At 41.6% G+C, this 23,191-nt stretch carries 22 protein-coding genes; 14 read left to right on the forward strand and 8 right to left on the reverse strand.

Annotation, left to right across the window (positions count from 1 at the left end; genetic code table 11):
* Positions 1-206: 206 nt before the first annotated feature.
* The gene (locus GW828_RS09790) at positions 207-851 is read right to left on the reverse strand and encodes a Tll0287-like domain-containing protein (RefSeq protein ID WP_273059848.1); all 645 of its coding nucleotides are present in this window, start codon (positions 849-851) and stop codon (positions 207-209) included.
* Positions 829-2,136 (reverse strand): NAD(P)/FAD-dependent oxidoreductase, encoded by a 1,308-nt coding sequence (locus GW828_RS09795; protein ID WP_273059850.1) that lies wholly within the window; start codon positions 2,134-2,136, stop codon positions 829-831. The genes GW828_RS09790 and GW828_RS09795 overlap by 23 nt, the downstream gene beginning before the upstream one ends.
* A gap of 257 nt (positions 2,137-2,393) precedes the next feature.
* Here GW828_RS09795 and GW828_RS09800 point away from each other — a divergent pair, with 257 nt between their 5' ends.
* On the forward strand, positions 2,394-3,716 hold the full coding sequence (locus GW828_RS09800; RefSeq protein ID WP_273059852.1) for a sigma-54 interaction domain-containing protein: 1,323 nt from the start codon (positions 2,394-2,396) through the stop codon (positions 3,714-3,716).
* A gap of 26 nt (positions 3,717-3,742) precedes the next feature.
* Here the strand turns inward: GW828_RS09800 and GW828_RS09805 are convergent, their stop codons facing one another.
* The 3 genes from GW828_RS09805 to GW828_RS09815 form a co-directional block, all read right to left on the reverse strand.
* The gene (locus GW828_RS09805; protein ID WP_273059854.1) at positions 3,743-4,273 is read right to left on the reverse strand and encodes a NifB/NifX family molybdenum-iron cluster-binding protein; all 531 of its coding nucleotides are present in this window, start codon (positions 4,271-4,273) and stop codon (positions 3,743-3,745) included.
* A gap of 272 nt (positions 4,274-4,545) precedes the next feature.
* Complete coding sequence (locus GW828_RS09810) at positions 4,546-5,802, reverse strand: Y-family DNA polymerase (protein WP_273059856.1); 1,257 nt, start codon at positions 5,800-5,802, stop codon at positions 4,546-4,548.
* Between the two features lie 6 nt (positions 5,803-5,808).
* Complete coding sequence (locus GW828_RS09815; protein WP_124014913.1) at positions 5,809-6,222, reverse strand: LexA family protein; 414 nt, start codon at positions 6,220-6,222, stop codon at positions 5,809-5,811.
* 303 nt (positions 6,223-6,525) lie between these two features.
* On the opposite strand from GW828_RS09815, the gene GW828_RS09820 reads away from it, so the two are divergent.
* The 4 genes from GW828_RS09820 to GW828_RS09835 are packed head-to-tail and all read left to right on the forward strand — an operon-like array spanning position 6,526 to position 9,977.
* Positions 6,526-7,638, forward strand: a complete 1,113-nt coding sequence (locus GW828_RS09820; protein WP_182697400.1) for an MlaE family ABC transporter permease — start codon at positions 6,526-6,528, stop codon at positions 7,636-7,638.
* A gap of 2 nt (positions 7,639-7,640) precedes the next feature.
* On the forward strand, positions 7,641-8,405 hold the full coding sequence (locus tag GW828_RS09825; RefSeq protein WP_182697401.1) for an ABC transporter ATP-binding protein: 765 nt from the start codon (positions 7,641-7,643) through the stop codon (positions 8,403-8,405).
* Positions 8,402-9,373, forward strand: coding sequence for an MlaD family protein (locus tag GW828_RS09830; protein ID WP_273059860.1), 972 nt, complete (start codon positions 8,402-8,404; stop codon positions 9,371-9,373). The genes GW828_RS09825 and GW828_RS09830 overlap by 4 nt, the downstream gene beginning before the upstream one ends.
* Positions 9,374-9,392: 19 nt before the next feature.
* Positions 9,393-9,977: a PqiC family protein gene (locus tag GW828_RS09835; RefSeq protein ID WP_165870025.1), complete on the forward strand. Its 585-nt coding sequence runs from the start codon at positions 9,393-9,395 to the stop codon at positions 9,975-9,977.
* Positions 9,978-10,151: 174 nt separating this feature from the next.
* Here GW828_RS09835 and GW828_RS09840 read toward each other — a convergent pair whose 3' ends face one another.
* Together GW828_RS09840 and GW828_RS09845 are read right to left on the reverse strand one after the other, a co-directional pair.
* Entirely contained in the window at positions 10,152-10,835 is a 684-nt protein-coding gene (locus tag GW828_RS09840) for an RES family NAD+ phosphorylase (RefSeq protein WP_273059862.1), read from the reverse strand.
* A complete protein-coding gene (locus GW828_RS09845; protein ID WP_273059864.1) occupies positions 10,819-11,208 on the reverse strand; it encodes an antitoxin Xre-like helix-turn-helix domain-containing protein in 390 nt (129 codons plus the stop codon). Before GW828_RS09845 ends, GW828_RS09840 begins: the two co-directional genes overlap by 17 nt.
* A gap of 291 nt (positions 11,209-11,499) precedes the next feature.
* On the opposite strand from GW828_RS09845, the gene GW828_RS09850 reads away from it, so the two are divergent.
* From GW828_RS09850 to GW828_RS09860, 3 genes are all read left to right on the forward strand, one after another.
* Positions 11,500-13,569 (forward strand): M13 family metallopeptidase, encoded by a 2,070-nt coding sequence (locus GW828_RS09850; protein ID WP_182722968.1) that lies wholly within the window; start codon positions 11,500-11,502, stop codon positions 13,567-13,569.
* Positions 13,570-14,124: 555 nt separating this feature from the next.
* Positions 14,125-14,646 (forward strand): NADPH-dependent FMN reductase, encoded by a 522-nt coding sequence (locus tag GW828_RS09855; protein ID WP_124014921.1) that lies wholly within the window; start codon positions 14,125-14,127, stop codon positions 14,644-14,646.
* A 61-nt stretch (positions 14,647-14,707) separates the two neighbouring features.
* Positions 14,708-14,998 (forward strand): hypothetical protein, encoded by a 291-nt coding sequence (locus GW828_RS09860; protein ID WP_273059867.1) that lies wholly within the window; start codon positions 14,708-14,710, stop codon positions 14,996-14,998.
* 64 nt (positions 14,999-15,062) lie between these two features.
* Here the strand turns inward: GW828_RS09860 and GW828_RS09865 are convergent, their stop codons facing one another.
* Positions 15,063-15,269, reverse strand: a complete 207-nt coding sequence (locus GW828_RS09865; protein ID WP_182697407.1) for a hypothetical protein — start codon at positions 15,267-15,269, stop codon at positions 15,063-15,065.
* A gap of 931 nt (positions 15,270-16,200) precedes the next feature.
* Here GW828_RS09865 and betI point away from each other — a divergent pair.
* From betI to GW828_RS09895, 6 genes are all read left to right on the forward strand, one after another.
* Positions 16,201-16,809 carry a transcriptional regulator BetI gene (gene betI, locus GW828_RS09870; RefSeq protein WP_124014923.1) on the forward strand — a complete coding sequence of 203 codons (609 nt, stop codon included), beginning with the start codon at positions 16,201-16,203 and terminating at the stop codon, positions 16,807-16,809.
* The gene (gene betB, locus GW828_RS09875; protein WP_273059870.1) at positions 16,797-18,263 is read left to right on the forward strand and encodes a betaine-aldehyde dehydrogenase; all 1,467 of its coding nucleotides are present in this window, start codon (positions 16,797-16,799) and stop codon (positions 18,261-18,263) included. Before betI ends, betB begins: the two co-directional genes overlap by 13 nt.
* Positions 18,264-18,276: 13 nt before the next feature.
* Positions 18,277-19,971, forward strand: a complete 1,695-nt coding sequence (gene betA, locus GW828_RS09880; RefSeq protein WP_124014925.1) for a choline dehydrogenase — start codon at positions 18,277-18,279, stop codon at positions 19,969-19,971.
* 198 nt (positions 19,972-20,169) lie between these two features.
* On the forward strand, positions 20,170-21,387 hold the full coding sequence (locus tag GW828_RS09885) for a BCCT family transporter (RefSeq protein ID WP_124014926.1): 1,218 nt from the start codon (positions 20,170-20,172) through the stop codon (positions 21,385-21,387).
* A gap of 27 nt (positions 21,388-21,414) precedes the next feature.
* Entirely contained in the window at positions 21,415-22,122 is a 708-nt protein-coding gene (locus GW828_RS09890) for a TorF family putative porin (protein WP_182722972.1), read from the forward strand.
* 125 nt (positions 22,123-22,247) lie between these two features.
* Positions 22,248-22,733, forward strand: coding sequence for a MarR family winged helix-turn-helix transcriptional regulator (locus GW828_RS09895; RefSeq protein WP_124014928.1), 486 nt, complete (start codon positions 22,248-22,250; stop codon positions 22,731-22,733).
* The last annotated feature ends 458 nt before the right edge of the window (positions 22,734-23,191 follow it).

Genomic DNA, 23,191 nt, shown 5'->3' on the forward strand with positions numbered 1-23,191 from the left:
ATATGAATATCGGTCACATTCGCAACATCATTTATCGTTGACTGAGGAAGTTTGATTATTACAGTATAATGTTAAGTCAAATCATCATCTTTTACTGCGAATTATGTCGCAATAAATTGCGAACGAATAAACTCACTATGATTTAGGTTTTGCGTAATAAGACTTAACGTTTGTTAAGCCTTATTACGTCATTATTTACGTCTTTATTAGGGTTTGGCTGTCATCGGCGATACTGGATCACTGATGACTTTTTGCAATGAAAATGCACCTCTAATATCACCAAGGGCAAAGTTAATTGCTTTATCATCAGGATAGGTTGTATTAATCAATGCACTCAGTTCAGGGTTAATATTACTACCATGACAACCTAAGCATAACTCTTGGGTTGGAATGGCTTTCATATAACGAAACTCAGTATTATCGCCATTAACAATATACTCGCTAGCCACTATCGGTTTATCAACGGATGACTGTCCTGAAGACTGAATGGCTTCAAACTTTTGTAATTGTGCTAACTCCCATGCATCTGGCGTATTGTCTGAATTACGCACCCGCAAACTGGTTCGAGCGAGCGTCCAGCCTTGTTTCGCATTCTGTGCAGTAATTGCAGGCGCTACCGACTTACACACAGACACAGCATTGGGCAATCCACCTTGCTTTATGGCTGCCTGTAACTGACCTTTTAATGTTTGGCTAAATTCGGCAATACGCTCATTAGCCTCTTGCTCAAGCATTTGCTGTTCGGTTAATGATGCTGCTTGGCTAACACTGGTCATACTCGCGAGTATTAGTAAAGCGCCTAATTTGCCAGATCCTGCCACGTGTTGATTACAATTCTTTGTTAATGTCATTATCATCATCCTCTGCTTCTAGGCGCGTGATGCCCATGAGTTTCAACGCATATTTTTCGTATAATGGTTCACTGCTACCAGTCTTCATTTTTCGTAGAAAGTATTTTTCAAAACCAATTTTGGCAAAATGTGCCCATTTCCCTTTTTTAAACCAAGAGACGTTACGCGGTGCTATTTGAGGCATTGCCACAAATACTGCACCTGTGTCACCCATATCGGCAATACAAATTGCATTCCAGGTGCCTTTACTTTTAGGCGGGCTGTTTTCAATAATAATGCTATGCAAATTGTGAGCGATTGCAGTCATCATCGACTCAATCATGTAACCTGTTTTTGGCATTCCGGTTGGGACTGGCGTTATTTCTGCTGGCGGGATTGCCACACAAACGCCACCCGCAAAAATATTACCAAATGTTGGTGAACGTTGATGTTCATCGGTAATAACAAAGCCTTTAGGGTTGCATAGTCCTTCAACATTCGCGACAGCATCAATACCAGCAAATGGGGGGATTAACATTGAATGTTGAAATGGCAATGAGTGAGAAAAATCAACATTCCCCTTTCTATCAAGCTCTGAAATATGCATCACGCCCTCCTCTACAGAGTCAACCGTGGCATTGCATATCCATTTTATATCTCTTTGGCGTAACTCAGACTCGAGCATTGATTTTGAATCACCAACGCCACCTAAACCTAAATGCCCAACATAAGGCTCGCTAGTGACAAAATGAATTGGCACTTTGCTTCGAATGCCGGCATCACGTAACACCTTGTCTAAAATAAACACGTATTCATAAGCCGGCCCAAAGCAGCTTGCACCTTGAAATGCCCCCACGATCACAGGACCCGGATTAGCTAACAGTTTATCGACATCAACTTTGCACTCTACTGCATGTTCAAGTGTGCAAATAGATTGAGTAAAGTGTTCAGGGCCTGCTCCAGGTATAGTGTTAAATGCCAGTTTAGGACCGGTTGCGATAACCAAATAGTCATAGTCAATAATGTCTTCATCAGCAGTTATAAGTTGATTTTTTTCAGTATCAATTTTAGTCACTCTGGCACATTTAAATTCTATTTTTTTATCTGCTAAGTGTTTTTCTATCTGGAACGTAATGGCTTTAGGTTCTCGCCACCCAACGGCAATCCAAGGATTAGAAGGGGTAAAACGAAATGTATCATGTTCGTTAACCATTAAAACTTGATGGTCCTTACCCAAAATCTCTTTTATTTCGTATGCGGCTGGCATGCCACCAGTACCGGCACCTATCACAACAATTTTAGCCATTGAATGTTCTCCCCATTTACAGTGTCTTTGAACTCAATACGGCCATCAGACATGTATATTAGAGCTATACAAAGCTTGTGCCAGATCACATCTTAAATTTTAAGGCAATGAAATCAGTTACCTAGAGCCAATCAATGTTTAGATAATGTAAATGCAAGGTTACCAAGTGACAAATGTGGCATTGACGTGACAATTATGGCACCTATAATGACATATTAGAATTAACTGATGCATATATAGACAAGTGAGAGCAATAAATGGATAACACTACCGTAGTCCAATCGATGATAAACGCGATTGATAAACCGGCAATATTTATTACCCCAGACTATGTCATACATGCGGTCAATGAAGCCTATGCAGAAACATATGAGACCAAAGTGATATTGGGTCGAAGTAAGTGTCATCAGATTTCCCATCACAGTAACGAACCTTGTGACAAACACGGCGAAGATTGCCCTTTACAGCAATGCTTGAGTACGACTAGAGCAGCCAATGCGATGCATATCCATAGCACGGCTCATGGCAAGTCATATTGCGATATTTTAATGAAACCGATTAAAGATAATGATGGCCAAATCTTAGGATTTCTAGAGATTCTAGATGCTATTGATTATGCATCGATCGAATCTAAAAAAGGCACTATGGTCGGTCAATCCGCGCCGTTTAAGGAAATGCTCAATCGGATAAATCGCGCCTCTCAATCCAACATTGCAGTACTATTGCAAGGTGAAACAGGCGCTGGTAAAGAGCTGGTCGCCAAAGCTGTACATCAAGCCAGCAGTAGAAGTGATAAGCCATTTGTGGTGATTGAATGTACCGGACTGAGTGAGAATCTATTCGAAAGTGAATTATTTGGCTATGAAAAAGGTGCCTTTACCGGGGCGACCACCAGCAAAAAAGGTCTGATTGAAATCGCCCATGGTGGGACGGTGTTTTTTGATGAAATTGGCGACGTACCAATGAATATGCAAGTCAAGTTACTCAGATTACTTGAAACTCAATGCTATCGCGCCGTTGGGGGCTTAAAACAAAAACGTTCTGATTTTAGATTAGTCAGCGCCAGCCATAAAAATTTACTCGATTTAGTTGAAAAAGGAGAATTCAGACGTGATTTGTATTATCGCATTGCAGGATTTCCGATTTACTTACCCTCGTTACGTGAACGCCATGATGATATTCCAACGCTCGTTAATCACTTTATTAAATATTCTGAATACAAGCATAAAAAGTTTTCAGCTAATGCGTTAACCTTACTCAGTCGTTATGCCTATCCAGGTAATATTCGTGAATTGAAAAACATTATTGAGCAATCAGCATTAATAGCCAACGAAGATATGATCCACAGCAGTGATTTACCTGAAATTGTTCAACCTAATAACCTGTCGACCGAAGAAAACAATTCCCTAAAAACGGCAACCACGATCATGTCATTAGATGACGTTGAGTATAGGTATCTTTTTCAGGTCTGTGAGCAATTTCAAGGGTCTCCAGCAGAATTAGCCATTAAGCTTAATATTAGTGTTCGTACTTTATATCGTAAATTACAGCGCTATGATTTAAAACTAACAGCGCTGTAAGCACATCACTTCGACCTGCGCATTCACTAATGTTGGTGCATGAGTGAGTGCTTTTTATTACAACAAGGTTTCATCATGGCGCTTTCTGCGCCCGCTTTAGTTTCACAGCAACGTTTCTTTATCACCTCAGGTCCACTGTGACAGCCCGCTTCTCCATCAGCATGATCATGATCGCAACAACCGCCATTAGCTTGCTTAGCAATATGTTTCACTGACGGACGCCCCTGACTTACTTGGGTATATTGTTCACAGTCGGATAAAACAGCAGCCGCAAAATGCTGTAACTCTGTACGGCCGTTTTTTGCATGAAATACACTCAAATTCTGGTTTAGTAGCTTAGACAATAACTGCTGGCCAATATTACGTATGATCACCCGATTAGCGCCTTGTGCCAGTATCAAACTGACTAATTGCTGCTTGCCCTCACATCCATCGAGTAAAGCTGGGTTGGTAAAACGTCCGACGACTTGAGCTTGGTCATTAATAAACAGTACCTCATCGGCTTTGCTAAAATGGTTGGAAATATTTTCTGCTTTCATGGGTATGGCTGTAATCATGGGGGCTGTCCTCACTGTATAATATTCAATTTTATCATCGAGATACCATTTATTTTAAACGGCATAAATGGTTATGGTTGATGACATTAATGCTTGCCATTATCGATTAATAGTAATTGGCATATGCTATATATACGCCGATTAATGGCATATGCCAATTAGCATTGATATTTTGTGACTGGTGCCACGCTTAGCTCAATATCAATAATCGAATCAGTGATTTCTATTTTATTTACTCAATGACAATTTTAATGATGGAACCCATAAAAATATTAACATTTAATCTTGGGTAAGCATTTCCATTGAGTTGAATATTGAGGAGTAAGCAAATCACGACGCATTGCCCACTTTTGTTGTATTCCTTGTGCAGCAAGAAACACAGTATCGCGGCCATAACGTTGGTTGATGCTATCAAGGGTGTGCATGAGGGCATAATCGACCTTAGCAGGATTGAATAAATCAAATTGAAAATATTTCTCGCTGGCTAAATTAACAAGGCCTACGCCAATTTTGTAATACCGCACCCCGACGCGAAACAACCTTGGTGCAGCTTGTCTAAGCGCTTTGGTGAGTTCAACAGAGCAATGTGTCGGGCAAGGGAAATGGACAATGACCTTATCACTCACGGGCCGTTCGTCATGAGGGGAATTACTGGCAAACAGCAACATGGTTTTGCAATACGAGCCTTGCTGACGCGCTTTAAGCGCCGCGATAGCGATATGTTTACTCAATGCCTGTAATAGCAATTCATAGTCAGTGATGCGCTCACCAACACTACGAGTCGAGAAAATTTGTTTTTTATCTGCCCTTGCCTCATCCCATTGTTTACAGACTTGACCATTCAGTTCACGAACCGTTCGCTCTATTTCAATACTAAATTGTTTTCTCGCAAGGCTCGGTGGCATACAGGCAAGATCATATGCGCTGCGAATATTCATTACTTCAAGTTTTTTACTTATACGCCTACCAATGCCCCATACATCACCGACCGCAAGCTGACGCAAAATGTCAGTGCGTTGCTGCAATGTCTCAATTACGCAAACACCTTGGTATCCTGGGATTTTTTTAGCGGCATGATTGGCTATCTTGGCTAAGGTCAAGGTGTCGCCCATACCGACACAGACGGGTAAACGCGCTTCTTTCCAAACCGTACGACGGATTAACTGACCATGGGTATGCAGGCATTTAATCGCGGGGTAACTGTGTTTAAACGACAGGAAACATTCATCGATGGAGTACACATGCTGATCGGGCGCAAAGCGGCCTATTATCGCCATCATTTTTGCTGATAAATCGGCATAGAGCTCATAGTTAGATGAACACACAATCACATTACGCTCGGCACATAGCGCTTTAACTTGAAAATAGGGTAGAAATTTTTGTATGCCCGCTTCTTTTGCTTGTCGATTAGCAGCCACAATACAACCGTCGTTATTGCTCAGTACAATGATTGGCTTACCACGCCAATCAGGGCGAAATACCTGTTCAGCACTGCAATAAAAAGCATTGGCATCAACTAAGGCAAACATTGTTGCTTACCCTTGGTGGCTAACAAACATGGGGCTTTGGCGATGACAACGAATTGAGCGGATCACCACACCTTCAATACTAAAGTCATCATAATCGCAAATGGTTACTGGTAAATGTTGCTCATGAGATGACACTAGCATTCGCCGTTGCAGATCGAGAATTTTACACACAAATTCACCATTAAAATTAGCCACAATCACGTCGCCACTTTTAGCCGTTTCATGACGATCGACAATCAGTAAGTCGCCATCGAATATCCCAACACCTTGCATTGACTCACCTTGGGCTAAGCCGATAAAAGTCGAACTTGGATGTTGCACTAACATCTCATCAAGACTGAGGCCTAATTGAAGATACTCAGCAGCAGGGCTTTCAAAACCGGTAATGCCAGCACTGGCGACAATGGGAATAAAGCGCATACGCTAACCTCGTACATTTATACTAGATACTGTATAAAAACACAGTACCATTTATAGGGTACATAGTAGCGCTAAATTTTGTCTGTGCAAGTTTATTTATGTTAAATCGCGATATGCAAGCGGCATATTTAGCCATTGAAGGTTGTTATTAGCCAGCTAGATAGCGTTATCAGTTTAATAGTTAATGAGTTTATTTGTTCAAGGTCAAAATACAATCTGAGCGATTGGTCTACACTTGTGATCAGTACAACAATGAACTTGATGCAAATATACACTTGATTGCTACTTTTTTTGGGGTCTAGTATGACACTCGCCACATTTGATATCGACATGCACGATGACAACTGCGACCTGAGTCTTGCAGGTGATTGGCAATTAGGCCAAGCACCACTAGGTGCCGATATTTGTGCCGCCCTTCCCGCAACTTGCCATACTGTCAGATTAGTGACGACTGAATTATCTCAGTGGGATTCAAGCCTTGCCATTGCCTTATTACAATTATCCCGCTGGTGTGAACAACAAAAAATAACCCTCAATATTCAAGATACCCCACAAGGATTACAACAATTACTGCAGCTAGCTACCGATGTGCCTGTGTATCAAACGGCGAATGATGGTGTCATTGGTGGCATGTGGGTCACGCTTCGTAAAGGCATGATTGTACAAGGCTTACAGGTGCACGATGGCTTAGTGTTTGTCGGGGAAAGCACGTTGGCATTAGGGCGTTGGTTAAGAGGTAAAGCCAGTACTCGGCGCAGTGATATCGTATTTTTTATTGAACAAGCAGGGCCTAAAGGACTGGCGATTGTCACTTTGATTAGTCTGCTAGTGGGAATGATTTTAGCCTATTTAGGTTCAGTGCAGCTGCGTCAGTTAGGTGCTCAGGTGTATGTCGCTAACCTAGTGGCTATTGGAATGGTACGCGAAATGGGCGCCCTGATGACAGGCGTTATTATGGCTGGCAGAACGGGAGCCGCGTATGCTGCTCAATTAGGCACCATGCAGGTCAATGAAGAGATTGATGCGCTGCGAGTCATGGGTATTTCCACCATGGAGTTTCTGGTGTTACCTCGCTTGTTGGCATTGATTTTCATTATGCCATTAATGTGCATTTACTCTGACGTGATAGGCATGATCGGCGGTGCAGTAGTTGCCAATGGCATGGGCGTGAGTTACACCCAATATATTTTACAAACTCAGGTTGCCATTGATTGGGTAGACATATCCACCGGGTTGATAAAAAGCCTTATTTTTGGTTTTTTGATTGCGATTGCAGGTTGTCAGGCCGGGCTTAAATGCGGGCGAGATTCTAATGCCGTTGGTTTAGCCACGACCAGTGCTGTAGTTAAAGCCATTGTGTTTCTGGTGGTTTCCGATGCCGCGCTCAATATCTTATACGATAAGTTAGGGATCTAATTATGGTGGATGATGCCTTCATCAGTGTACGCAATCTTAGTGTCGGTTATGGTACGACCGAGGTACAAAAACAACTGAACTTCGAGATTAACAAAAATGATATCTTTTTTGTCATTGGCGGAAGCGGTTGCGGCAAAACAACCTTACTTAAATCAATGGTAGGATTGTTAACCCCACTTAAGGGAGAAGTACTTTATCAAGGTAAAAACTTTTATGACGCTGATGAACCAGCGCAAGTGGCCATGCTCAAAGACTGGGGGATCACGTTTCAAACTGGCGCGTTGTTTTCCAGTATGTCGCTTGCCGAAAATGTGGCTTTACCGCTACAACTGTATACCGACCTTTCGGATCGGCAAATAGCAGAGGCTGTGGCATATAAGCTTGCTTTAGTCGGCTTAGCTGGATTTGAAAAATTTTACCCTGCCGAATTAAGTGGCGGTATGCATAAGCGTGCAGGCTTGGCACGCGCGATTGCACTGGATCCACAATTGTTATTTTTTGATGAGCCTTCAGCAGGCTTAGATCCCATTAGCTCTATGCGCTTAGATCACCTAATTGTGCAAATTTGCCAAGCACTGGACTCGACCGTGATTATCGTATCGCACGAGCTACCCAGTATATTGTCAATCGGCACCCGCTGTGTGTTTCTCGATAATCAAACCAATACCATGCTTGATTGTGGCGATCCGAGAGAATTAAAACTTAACAGTAGCCAAGCTCGAGTGCGACAATTTCTCAATCGTGCTGATAAAGTGGAGGCATCATGAGTAAAAGCCAGCGACTTCCTCTTGCGATTGGGGCCTTTATCTTTGGCGCGATTATTTTAGTGTTTATCGCCCTGCTATTTTTTTCTGGTGGGCGAATATTTGCCGAAAAAGCGCCTGTGGTCATGTATTTCAATAACTCAGTACAAGGGCTTCAAGTCGGTGCACCAGTGAAGTTAAAAGGCGTAATCATTGGTGAAATAAGCGATATTAGCATTGATTTCCCCAACGACAGTAGCCAAGGTGTCACGGCCTCAGTTCACGCCGATTTACTGTTGAAACGCATCAATCTTAAAGGCATACAAGTTGGAGAAGAGTTTTTCTCCCATGCGATAGAGAATGGCTTACGTGCTCAGCTGAATTATCTGAGTTTATTAACCGGACAACTCTATGTTGAATTAGATTTTTATCCCAACACATCCGCACATTTCCATGATGACAAAGATTCATTATTGGAGCTACCAACCATAGCGACTGATTTCGAATCCTTGTTTAAAGATCTGCAATCATTGAACTTGAAAAACGTCATCACCAATGTGGATAAATTGGCTCAGCAACTTAGCGACATTGCCGCCAGTGGCAAAATACAGCAAGCGCTGGATAATTTTGATAGCGCTGCAACAGCCGTTAGAAACACCGCTGTGCATATCGATACAACTCAGGCGACATTAGGCTCCAAGAGTGTCGAAGTACTGGCTAAACTAGATAGTTTATTGATGCAGTTGAATAAAGATGAACCGCAAATGGTTGAGTCCCTCAACCTCAGTTTAGCGGCATTGCACAAAACATTAGTCAGTATTGATCAGTTGGCGAATCAAGCAGGTAATTCTTTAGATCAAAACTCCCCACTTGTGATTGAATTAACCAATACATTGGCAGAAATTAGCCGCACAGCTCGGGCGTTACGTAGTTTAAGTGAAACCTTAGATGAGCAACCCGAGGCAATTATACGTGGTAAGCAAGGAGAATAATGTTATGAGGCTATCTTGGATGAGATCACTATATTGGAGTGTGAGTTTATTGGCACTTAGCCTGATCAGCGGCTGCCAAAGCTCACCGCCAAAACAGTACTTTGTGTTAACCGCACCGTCCTTGCAGATAGAGCCCGGCAGTACATCACTCGAATACGATATTGGCATTGGCCCTATTGAAATACCCGAGTACCTAAACTTTACTCAAATGGTATATCCGCTTGAAGATGGCAGCCTACAAAGAATGGCCAACAGCTACTGGGCTGAGCCATTAGATCAAGGTATCGGCCGTGTCGTGAGTATTAATCTCAACCAAAGCGATCATAGTCGTAAGTTAGTGTTATTCCCCTGGGGAGCAGAAAATAGCCCGCAGTACAGTGTCAAAATAAAGCTTATGAGCTTAAGCAGAGACAGTAACAATGTCAGATTAAATGTTTATTGGGATCTTATCGATAACCAAGTAAACCGACATATCACCCAGCAACACTTCACTGCTGTCACCAAAGCAGGAGCAACGGCGCCAGACATGGTTAGTGCATACAGCCATTTATTGACTCAGTTATCTGAGCAAATCGATAAGTCACTGCAACAACTGCCAGAGTAACCGGAAAGTTTAAGCATAAGAGATAATGCAATTTATAGAATAGTGAGGTTGATTCTAGATAGCGGCTTGAGCGTCTAACGTGTAAAAGATTTAGGTATTAAACAAGTTGTAGCATTAGATGCGATTCATTTTACATTTGTTTATCTGAAGATGAGAACCGTTAAATGGCTGCGGTTACTTAATCAAATTGACTTCTAATATGTGCTCAATCTTTTGCTTTTTACTACTCCAGATGTATTTGTAATGCCCACCTTGCTGTGGGATTGTGACGGCTTTAGGTTTGAATGCCGCAATACATTCACCACCACAGTCTCTTACACTACGATATACCAGGCCATTACTGTCACGGGCACGCAATGCTTTAGCAAATTGCTGTGCTATCGCGTAGTCATCTGTGTGTAAGTCATCAAATTCTTGGGATCTAATATCATGCAGTGCCAACGCGACTTGATTAATATAGCAACGCATAGTGAGTTCGGTATCGGGCTCATTAGTCGCGCGTAAAAACACTTCTCGGTGGTAAATGGTTTCAGCAAAGGCGGTATGTAACGTTTTAGCCGCATAATACACTCCAAATTGACAACCATTGGTAAAGCGTGACGGCGTACCAATATGGGTAAATGCCGCCATTATTGGCGAGGTTCCAATACCAGAAATACGTTGTTCTACTGGCACCAGGGCCAACTCGCCTGCTTCTTCACGTAAGCGGTCGTTAGTGAGTGATTCAATAGCAAAAACTATCTCAAGCTCATCAGGGTTGGCGACCTGTTCAAATAAGTCGATAGGCGGAAAATGGCTGGGCACTAATCTGTACAGCTTATCCGCGTTAGGCTCAATGGTATTAACCTCGTTGTGCATCAAGGTATCTCCGCATATCACTCAAATTTATCATGCTACCTTTTAGCATATACTCCAAAGCTGTTTGATTATTAAAGGCTTGATTGACTTTTTGAGGCCAAGCATCGGCTTGATCTCTTGTCGGAAATAAACTCCCAAGGGCTTTATAAATGCCTAAAACGTATGAAATACGCTCCAAGGTATCTGGCGACAATGACGACACTTTACCTTTTTTCCAATTATAAAATGTCGACTCGGCCGGCTTACCTAACAGCACAATTTGATCTTTTGCTCTTACATGCCAAGCATCCATGATATTAAAAAACACCTTCAGCGCGACTTGGGCAGTTTTTTCAGGATTTTGCTGTAACACAGCTTGCTCAATTGCAGACATATCCAGCCCCCTCAGAGATTTATACAGCGATATAAAACGAATCATTACCACAACCAATAATACTCCACACATGGGGTTTATTCAAATTATACTATTTTTACGGTGTAAAATCATCGCGAGATAAGTGGCAAAAAACCATAGTTAACAAGGAAGATTCATCGCTGAAATGTCTTATTAATAACCTAGTTGCTAAAATTTGCTAACAATTCAAATGTTGACATTTTGTGTCATTCTTTCAAGATGACGAAGCAAATAACTCTGTCAACACATTGGCTAAGGAATACGATAACAATGAATAGATCCTTAATTGCGATTGGATTAACCACTGCACTATTAGCAGGTTGTGGTGTATCTGATACAACGAATACTCAGGTTGCAGCCGTCACTTCGCCTGCTCCCGCTAAAGCTGAATTAGGTACTTTTGGTATTGACTTAACAGCGCGTAATGAAGCGGTTAAACCTGGCGATGACTTCTTTATGTATGCCAGTGGTCATTGGTACGACAACTTTGTCATGCCAGCAGACAAAACCCGTTACGGCGCATTTAATGCCTTAGCTGAGCGCAGTGAAGATCAAGTCAAAGCAATTATTGATGATATTGCTGGCCGCAGTGATTTAAATGCAGAAGAACAATTAATTGCTGATTTTTATCATGCCTATATGGATACCGAAACCATTAATAAGTTGGGTATCACACCAATTAAAGGCACCTTAGATCAAATAGCGGCAATCAACTCGACTCAAGACTTAACAAAAATATTCGGCGAAGCCTGGCTTACAGGTACATCATCACCTATTTGGGGTGGAATGTGGTTTAACCGTTTAGACCCTAATCAATATGAAATGACCATTGGCGCTGGTGGCTTGGGTTTACCAGACCGTTCATATTACCTAGAAGAAAGTGATCGCTTTGTGAATATTCGTAAAGCTTATGTTGAGCATATCGCTGCAATGTTGGCTTTTGCGGGGATAAAAGACGGTGAAAAACGTGCCGCGGCGATTCTTGCACTTGAAACTAAAATAGCACAAGCACAATGGCCTAGAGAGAAACGTCGTAATCGCGATTTAACCTTAAACCAACTTAAGCGCGCAGATCTTGCTCAGCAATATCCTGGATTTGACTGGGATTTATATTTTGCACAAACAGGCTATCAAGTCCCTCAACTCAATATATCTGAACCTGAACCGGTTAAAGCTATCATTGACTTGATAAATCAACAGCCATTAAATGTATGGCAGGACTATCTGACCTACCACACGGTCAGTAATAATGCCGGATTATTGTCAGAAGATATTTTCAATACTAATTTTGCTTTTTATGGCAAAGAGTTAACAGGTCAAGAACAACCTCGTCCACGTTGGAAACGCGCGGTAGAAGAAATGTCAGGCACTCAATCATTGGGCTTTGCAATCGGTAAAGTGTATGTATCACGTTACTTTCCTGAGTCGTCTAAGCAACAAATGGCCGAATTAGTTGAAAACTTACGCACAGCACTTGGACAGCGTATTGATGGTTTAGAGTGGATGGGCGATGAAACTAAAGTAAATGCCCATGCTAAATTAGCGGCATTTAACCCTAAAATTGGTTATCCAGATTCATGGCAAGAATTTGATGGTTTAACCCTGACTAAAAATGATTTAGTCGGTGATATTAAAAATCTGCGCAAATACTTCCAAGCCGACAGCGTAGCTCAGGAACTGGAAAAAACCGATCGTAATCGTTGGGGCATGACCCCGCAAACAGTCAATGCCTATTACAACAGCTCGTTTAATGAGATTGTGTTCCCTGCGGCTATATTACAACCGCCATTTTTTGATCCAAGCGCAGATCCCGCGGTGAACTATGGCAGTATTGGTGCGGTCATTGGTCACGAAATGGGTCATGGATTTGATGATCAAGGCTCTAAATCAGACGCTAATGGTATTCAGCGTAATTGGTGGACCGACAAAGATCGTGCCGCCTTTGATGCTAAAGCCGATAAACTGGCTGAGCAGTACAGCAAATATGAGCCTATTCCAGAAAACTTTGTCAACGGACGTAACAGTTTAGGTGAAAACATCGGCGACGTTGGTGGCTTATCAATGGCGTACCACGCTTATAAGTTGAGCTTAAAAGGTAAAGAAGCACCGGTTATTGATGGCGTTACTGGCGATCAACGCTTCTTTTTAGCTTGGGCTCAAGTGTGGAAAGAAAAACGTACCGAGCAAAGCATGTTAAGCCAACTTCGTGCTGGCACTCATGCACCAGGTCGTTACCGCGCCCTCGCCCCACGTAACCACGATGCTTGGTACAAAGCCTTTGATGTTAAACCCGGTGACGAGTTGTACTTACCTGAAGAGCAACGCGTACGTATTTGGTAATTTAGTGAGTAAAGACCTGCAATAAGTTGTCTTAGTTACAACACGCATCCGTCACAATGTAAAAATGCCAGTCAGTTAACTGACTGGCATTTTTTATCACTATCGGCACAAATGCTTGAACAAATATCAGCAACCTGATGACTCACATCAGAAACGAATGAAATGGATAATAGTGAAGTCTCAACAGTAGATACAAATTATCTCAAGATTGATCGATGACGGAATAACGTTTGAATATGTTTACGGCCTAGACATATTGGTTCATCGTCGCTGGCAATACAGTGTGAGCACTTTATAACTCGTTTAGGGATAGAAGTGTGTTAGTTATTTTATAAGTCAGAATGATTTCGAATAACCTTTAATATGAAAAAGTAATTGAATTAACTAAAAATAGTGGCTAACTTCACTTGACCACTATACATCACCAAGCTGGGATACAGTGACTTTTACTTACTAATGGCGGTGTTACTTTAGCCCTCGCGCAGATAGGCGCGCCACCCTTAAAAAGCAATCTATACTGCACACTTGAAATAATATTGATCACAGGAAATTAAAATGAAAGTACTGACCTTCGGCACAAGCAACAGCAAAAACTCTATTAACAAAAAATTGGCTTTTTATGCCGCACAGCAAATCAACAACGCAGATATATCGCTAATCGACATTCATGACTTTGAAATGCCCATATACAGCGTAGACAGAGAAACTGAATTTGGTATTCCGCAATTAGCACACGATTTTTATAACGCGATTGGCGCAGCAGATACTATCGTTATGTCATTCGCTGAATACAATGGCTCATATACATCAGCCTATAAAAACCTGTTCGATTGGACATCTCGAATAGACATGAAAGTCTTTCAAAATAAACCGATTCTTATGCTGTCCACCTCGCCAGGTCCTGGAGGAGCGCAAAGTGTCTTAGCCGCAGCGCAAGCATCAGCGCCCTACTTTGCAGCAACAGTAATAGCCGCTATATCATTACCAAGCTTTTTTGATAATTTTGACTTAGAGGAAGGCGTCGTTACTGATAAGACATTCAATCAAAGTTTGCTTGCTGCAATCAGTAAATTCTAAGTTTGTCTTTTTGAGGGGATATTTTCCCTCTTAGGTAACTAACAATACAACAAGAGTCAGAATGCTTGAGCATATTATACAAAAAGAAAGCATTGATGAAATTATGTTTAAGGATTCTGACTACGAGTACAACAAAGCTGACTTCACCGATTCTGACCATGGCCTTTCACGTATATCTATATATTCCAAGGCATACAAGCGGCCATGGACGGCGCAAAGCGTCCCGAAACAGTATCTGCACATAAGCCCACTGCAGGTGATTGACTGTAATGAGGGTACAATCTTAAAGCCCATTCAACCAAACATAAAAAATGCTAAACCTTTATTTGGAGCCACTTTCTTTGGAGCATAAAAAGCCACTAGTGTAGCAATGGTCAGATTTAACTCTGATGCTAAATCGTGGCATATACTCACGACTAAAGCCGGATAAAGTAGGGTATCGCAACTAAAACAACGCCTATAATCAGTAAGCTAGTGACACTGGCAACAAAATAAGGAAACACAAATAACGCGATGCCAATACACAAGGGGACAATCGCACGTTGGCGTTTACCAAAAACAAAATAACCCATACCAATAGCGCCAAATAGAACACTCCACATGATCATTGATGCACTTCCCATCTTTAACCTCTTAGCTAACACCTGATAATTGACCATTATAATAAAGCGTTAAGATAATCATTGATCGTCTACTGCCCATCTTTAACCACTTAGTTAACGCCTGATAATTGACCATTATAATAAAGCGTTAAGATAATCATTGATCGTCTACAGCCCATCTTTAACCACTTAGTTAACGCCTGATAATTGACCATTAAAGAAAGCGTTAAGATAATCATTGATCGTCTACTGCCCATCTTTAACCGCTTAGTTAACGCCTGATAATTGAATATTTAATGGTTTCTTAGTTAACAATCTTAATATCTACACCTTAGATCATAAGCTTGTATAAGGTTATAGCATGGAACTTGTTTACCTATCTATCGCCAGCTACTCACAAGCCACTCCCTTTCAATGATCAATCACTGACATCGATGCAGAATTATATTGAGCCTTACAGTTAATCTGGCTAATGACTTAAGTGCATCAGATAGGCACTTTACTGTAAATGTTAACCCCCCATTAGTTCTAAATGTTACGTCCTTAAAATGGTGACGATCGATAACTCATGATTACGATAGTGGGTTGCAGATTAACGTTTTCTTAGATGTTAACCATCAATAACGGTTCATCAATAAAGGATTATTGATGACAAATATCGACGTTACGATGAAGTCATTTTTTTATAAAAAACCAAAAATAACTGCAGCTGTAATGATTTCATGTAAATTTTTTTTGTTTTTAACAACATAAGATCAACGTTAAGATGGCAACAATCAACCTATGTAAAACATATATTTACAGAAAACAATCGCATTCCTACCCTATTTTACAGCCACTTTGTTGTGACCTATATCAAATTATAGCTTGATAGTTACAGCACTAATCATTAGCATACTTATTAATTGAGCGTTCAATTAATAATTCTTAATACAGATAACGGACCCCTTTTATGTCAAGACCGATAATGAAAAACGTCAGACAACAACAGCTGATAAATGCCACGTTAATGTCAGTCGAACGTCATGGGTTGCAACACACTACGATTAATACCATTAGTGGCTTGGCGGGAATGTCATCGGGAATTATCAGTCACTATTTTGGTGGCAAGCAAGGGTTAATAGAAGCCACGCAGAAATTTCTGTTAGATGAATTAAAGCAGGCATTACTGACGAGAACATCAGGCAAAACATTAACTCCAGTAGCACGGCTTTCGATGATAGTGGAAGCAAACTTTACTGAATTACAACGTTCAAATGCCGCGACAAAAACATGGTTAAGCTTCTGGTCCCAAGCGATGCACGATCCTGGGCTGGCAAGATTACAAAATATTAATAGTCAGCGGTTATACAGCAATCTGCTTTTTTCGTTTAAGCAATTATTACCCAATACCGCAGCGATTAATGCAGCAAAGCAAACCGCTGCAGTGATTGATGGTTTTTGGTTACGCAGCGCGCTGAGCTCCACCCCTATAGAAGATTTTAAGCAAGCCCAAATTTTATCTAAAGCCTTTATTGAGGCTGCGATCGTGCAACATGGAGAAATTGAATGTCAGCGTTAATTACATACCAAAATTATGTTCACGGTAAATACATTTCAAATGGTAGCGGAGAAACCTTCGAGGTTATTAATCCTGCGACTGGTGATGTCAGTTATTTAGTTGAAGTGGCTACCGAAACAGTACAACAGGCGGCTATTGCGAGCGCGAAAGCAGGATTTGCAATTTGGTCAGCAATGACGCCAATCGAACGTAGCCGCATTTTATTAAAAGCCGTTGCCCTACTACGTGAACAAAATGATGAACTTGCTGCAGGTGAAGTATTGGATACCGGTAAGCCATGGCAAGAAGCATCGGTAGTTGATGTGGTTACTGGCGCCGACTCTATAGAGTTCTTTGCCGGACTTGCCCCAAGTATTGAAGGCAATCAACAACCTGTTGGAGCGGACTTTTATTACACTCGCCGCGAGCCATTAGGCATTTGTGCCGGTATTGGTGCTTGGAACTATCCGCTGCAAATAGCTTGTTGGAAAGCGGCACCTGCTCTCGCTTGCGGTAATGTGATGATTTTTAAGCCATCAGAAGAAACACCACGCGGTGCAATGCGTTTGGCGGAAATATTCACACAAGCTGGCGTACCAGATGGCGTATTTAACGTTGTTCAAGGTGACGGTAAAGTGGGCTCATGGCTAACCAGTAATGAAGATATCGCTAAAGTGTCATTCACTGGCGAAGTCGGTACCGGTAAAAAAGTCATGGCAGCTGCGGCGGGAACACTTAAAGACGTAACCATGGAACTTGGTGGTAAGTCGCCATTGATAATCTTTAACGATGCCGATGTTGAAAATGCCGTTTCTGCGGCAATGTTAGCCAATTTTTATACGCAAGGCGAAGTGTGTACCAATGGTACGAGAGTCTTTGTGCAGCAAGATATTTATCCACAATTTATTCAACGTTTAAAAGAACGTACTGAGCAGAATATTGTTTGCGGCGACCCAATGGACCCAAACACTAATTTCGGCGCGTTGATTTCACGTGATCATCAACAAAAAGTGCTTGATTATATTGATATTGGTAAAAAAGAAGGGGCGACTTTGTTAACGGGCGGCAGTGCATTAAAGCCTGACAATGCGCCAAATGGTTTCTTTGTCGCGCCAACAATTTTTACTGATTGCACTGATGAAATGACGCTATCTAAAGAAGAAGTCTTTGGCCCAGTCATGTCGGTATTGACCTTTACTGATGAAGACGAAGTCGTTAAACGTGCTAATAGTACACATCTCGGCTTAGCGGCTGGGGTGTTTACCCAAGACATTACTCGCGCTCATCGGGTTATTCATCAAATTCAAGCTGGTATTTGTTGGATCAATGCTTATGGTGCCTCACCAGCAGAAATGCCGGTTGGTGGTTACAAAATGTCTGGTATTGGCCGCGAGAATGGCTCTGAAACCTTGAAAGCATATACCCAAATTAAAGCTGTTTACGTTGGTATGCAGTCACTTGAAAGCCCATTTTAGGAGTGACCAATTAATGTCTACGCAAATATCTCATGAATACGATTATATTATTGTCGGTGCCGGAAGCGCAGGTTGTGTATTAGCCAACCGCTTAACGGAAAACCCTGACAATAAAGTCCTCATACTTGAAACCGGAGGTAGCGACAAAAGCATTTTTATTCAAATGCCTACGGCGTTATCTATCCCGATGAATACCAAAAAGTATGCATGGCAGTTTGAAACAGAAGCAGAGCCCCATTTAGATAATCGTCGTATGCATTGCCCTCGAGGCAAGGTACTCGGCGGCTCATCATCCATTAATGGCATGGTTTATGTGCGTGGCCATGCGCGTGATTTTGACGAGTGGCAGCAACAAGGTGCAAAAGACTGGGATTATGCTCACTGTCTGCCTTACTTTAAAAAAGCTGAAACCTGGTCTTTTGGCGGTAATGTTTATCGCGGTGATAAAGGTCCATTAGCAGTTAATAACGGTAATGAGATGAAAAACCCGTTATATCAAGCTTTTGTTGATGCAGGTGTCGATGCCGGTTACCTAGCGACGAGTGATTACAATGCCAGTCAGCAAGAAGGCTTTGGCCCAATGCACATGACAGTTAAAAACGGCGTGCGTTGGTCTACAGCAAATGCGTACCTTCGCCCTGCGATGAAGCGCTCGAATTTAACCGTGGTTACTCATGCGCTTGTACATAAAGTAATTATGCAAGGCAAAACGGCTGTTGGCGTTCGTTACGAACGTAAAGGCGAGTTAATTGATGTTAACTGCAATAAAGAAGTGATTTTATCAGCAGGTTCTATTGGTTCGCCGCATATTTTACAACTGTCGGGCATTGGCGATGCCAGTACATTAGCGAGTGCAGGTATTGAGCAAGTTCATCAATTGCCTGGTGTAGGCCAAAACTTGCAAGACCATTTAGAGTTTTACTTCCAATTTAAGTGCTTAAAACCGATTTCGCTTAATGGCAAGATAGATCCATTAAGCAAATTATTTATTGGTGCGCGATGGATTTTAAATAAATCGGGTTTAGGCGCAACTAACCATTTTGAGTCTTGTGGTTTTATCCGCTCAAAAGCGGGTTTAGAGTGGCCAGATCTGCAATATCATTTCCTACCTGCTGCAATGCGTTACGACGGTAAAGAAGCGTTTGCGGGCCATGGTTTCCAAGTGCATATTGGCCACAACAAACCTAAAAGCCGCGGTGCAGTAACGGTCGTATCAAATGATGCCAAGGTTGCCCCACAAATTCAGTTCAATTATTTGTCACATCAAGATGATATCGAAGGTTTTAGAGCGTGCGTCCGTTTGACCCGTGAAATTATTAATCAACCGGGTTTAGATGAATATCGTGGTGAAGAAATTCAGCCAGGCTTAGCGGTCAAAACCGATGAAGAAATTGACCGTTTTGTCAGAAGCTCAGTTGAAAGTGCCTATCACCCTTCTTGCTCGTGCAAAATGGGCGAGGATGATATGGCCGTGGTTGATTCAGAAACAAAAGTTCACGGTATTAACGGTTTAAGAGTCGTTGACTCATCTATTTTTCCAACTATTCCTAATGGGAATTTGAACTCACCGACCATCATGGTTGCCGAGCGTGCTGCCGACATTATTTTAGGTAATAAGCCACTGGCACCCAGTTTGGCAAAAGTGACTATTGCTAAGCATTGGCAAACATCACAACGCTTACAAGCTCCGAAACGACATTCCGATTAGCCCTCATTCATTGATGTGTATTCCTATATACACATCAATAACAGGTTGTGGCCAACCTTCACAATTGTAAATGGCCAATTTAGCTGAGATCAATCTATCAGGGTTTAACTATCGTCAACACGATACTTAAGGCTTGAGGGCATTTTGCCTTTAAAAATTGTTCTATGGCATTAAAAACATACAACAAGGAACCAAAAAATGACGACCTGGTTATCAATAGGTATTCTATTTACTTTTGCCGCAATCGCATTTGTGATTTATCGTTGGGGTAACATGCAGTGTATTGGTGTCACCCCAGTACGTAAGTTTACCTTTATTGCTATTTTGTTCACCTCCGGGCTAGATGTAGGTTTAATCATGTTCCCGTTGACTGAGTTTGCCGGTTATGCCGATTTAGCTGCCAGTCCAGAATATGGATTTACTAATCCACTGGCAATTGAGTTTGGCTTTTGGGCCTGCTTAATTTGGGCATTTTACTTTTTAACCTGCTTCTACTTCTGTGTCATTGAACCAAGAGTAAAGTATTTTGAAATTCCACTGATTAAGTTTATCAATAACATCGTCATCATTGGTACGTGTGCCTTCACCGCTTATTTATTATTAAGCAATTTACCTTGGTATTTACCACAGTTAGGTGATGGTGAAAGCATTGTCGGCAGCTTCTACCTCATTGTGTTTATGGTTATTGCAGCAGCAGTGTATTCAAGCACCAGTATTCGCTATGTTCGTTATCTCAGTTTAGGCAGTACTTGGCTATTCTTAGGCTTAATCGCCGTTATGTGGTCTGGTGCATTTTTATCAGATGACTCAAGTGTCGGTGAGTTTTTCACTACATTTGCATTAATTGGCGACTACTTTGCTAACATTCATAACTTTGTACTACCGATAAACGATTATCATGAGTTCTACCTGTTCTGGTGGTTCGCTTGGAGCATTATGATTGGTCAATTTACGGCACGCTTTGTGGGTGGTATGAAAACCTATCAAGTGTTACTGGCTATGATGGTATTCCCTTCAATCCCGATCGCGATTTGGTTTACAGTGTTGTATTACTACAGTGCAAACGCTCTCGATACCTCAGGGTTTTATAATCTTGCTATGGTAGTAGTAGGGATAACATTTGTAATTAACTCATTAGATTCACTCGTTCGTTTATATACTGACAATTTGAACATCACTGTTGAACGTTTTGGTAAAGTTCCTTATATCGTTGGTAATATTGTTGTACTGAGTGGCTTAACCTTATTATTTAAACTAGACTTTTTACAGATTCAATTAGTAGGCGCACTGGCTATAGGCTTGATATTAAGCTGTTTCATATACATTTTGAAATCGCACCATCGTACGGTCGGGGATATTGAACGCTCTCCAAAAGAAAATAAAATCGATTTTACTAAAATCGAATTAGCAGACTAAACAATAAAAACAATCCAAGGAATAATGATGAATACGACAATAAAAAAGTTAGCCCTATTAAGTTTATTTACCCTACCCACTTCTGTCATGGCAGGAGAACTGAGCACAACGGTTAATGCAACGTCTGATTACACTTTTAATGGTGTAAGCCAAACAGATAATAGCCCAGCATTACAAGCTAGCCTAGATTACGCGGCCGATGATGGTTGGTATGTCGGTGCTTGGGCATCAAACGTAGACTTTGGTGGCGGAGATGATACTTGGCTAGAGCTTGATTTTTATGCTGGTAAATATTTTGAATTAACAGATCGAGTATCGCTCGATGCGGGTATTGCTTACTACACATATCACGGCGATGATGCCTCTGATGAGTATTACTATCCAGAGGTATACACCAAGTTTGGTTATGCTTCATCGCTTGGTCAAAGTGAATTAAACTTCTGGTACTCATGGGATTATTTTGGTGTTGATGCAGGTCATTACATCATGATGGCAGCCCATACCTTCACTGTTGCAGAAGGTCATGACATTCGCGTCAGCTTCGATCGTTCAACGTCGCAAGACGAAAATAAATGGGCATGGGGAGACAGTGATTCTTACAACCATTATCGTGCAGAATACATGACAAGCTGGGAAGGTTTTGATTTCAACCTTGCAGTAGAAGATACCAGCCTAGATAGCGATATCAGTGATACTCGTGCTGTGGTATCTGTGGCGCGTACTTTTAGCTTATAATTTGCCATAATTGAAAAAATAACCAAGCAGAATAATGTCTATAGCATTATTCTGCTTTTTTTTGATATTGGACATGAGTCATAAGCTGAATTCTGTTATGGTGCGTGGTGAATTATGAGGGGATTATGGAAAAATACGAACAACTACTAATTTCATTACGGCGAGTGATCAGAGCTATTGATATTCACTCGCGTCAATTAAATAAACTATCCGGTCTGACTGGACCACAATTAATGGTTATGCAGAAAGTGGATCAACTTGAAGCACCATTAGCAAAAAAAATAGCGCAAGAGATTAATTTAAGTGCGGCGACAGTGACGACCATAATTGATCGACTCGAAAATCGTGGCATGGTGATTAGAACGCGCAGTGAAACAGACAAGCGCAAAGTACACTTGTCATTGAGTGATGCTGGTAAAACATTATTAAACAGTGCACCTAAACCGCTACAAGAGCATTTTATTATGCGTTATCAAAATCTTGAAGAATGGGAACAAAGCCAATTATTGTCGGCCGTTGAGCGCATCGCCACCATGATGGATGCAAATGATATTGATGCGGCGCCTGTATTGTACGTCGGCCAAATTCAAGTAGACGATCCAGCTCAATAAGTCCCCTTTACAGCCTGTAGCGCAAGAATAATCTTGCGTTATAAGCTTTGGCTAGCCTAGCCTTTAATCTCTTAGCCCTCCAGATGATGCTATTGCTTAGCAATCATTGCGATGCCTTGCAGTGCAACCCGATTAAAATATCAACTTCATACCAAATTCACACCAAGCTCATTACAGGCCTTTAACTCATGCATGGCATATTGTGGCTATATCTAAAATCAGCCCACAATATTAAGAGCAATACGCGATGTATCATCAAATTAACCTGCGCCTGTGTGCCTGATGTTCAAGTTGAGCGCGAGGGATTTTATCTTTTCAGCTTTTTATCTATCTACTTATCACTGAATGTGTAAGCTAAATTACAGACGTAAAAAAGCCCCAACTAATGTTGAGGCTTTTTTACACCACTCTCTATTGCTAGAGATTATAATGGTACCCGAGGCCGGACTTGAACCGGC

The organism is Shewanella vesiculosa, from assembly GCF_009994065.1.
GTDB classification, from domain to species: Bacteria; Pseudomonadota; Gammaproteobacteria; order Enterobacterales; family Shewanellaceae; genus Shewanella; species Shewanella vesiculosa.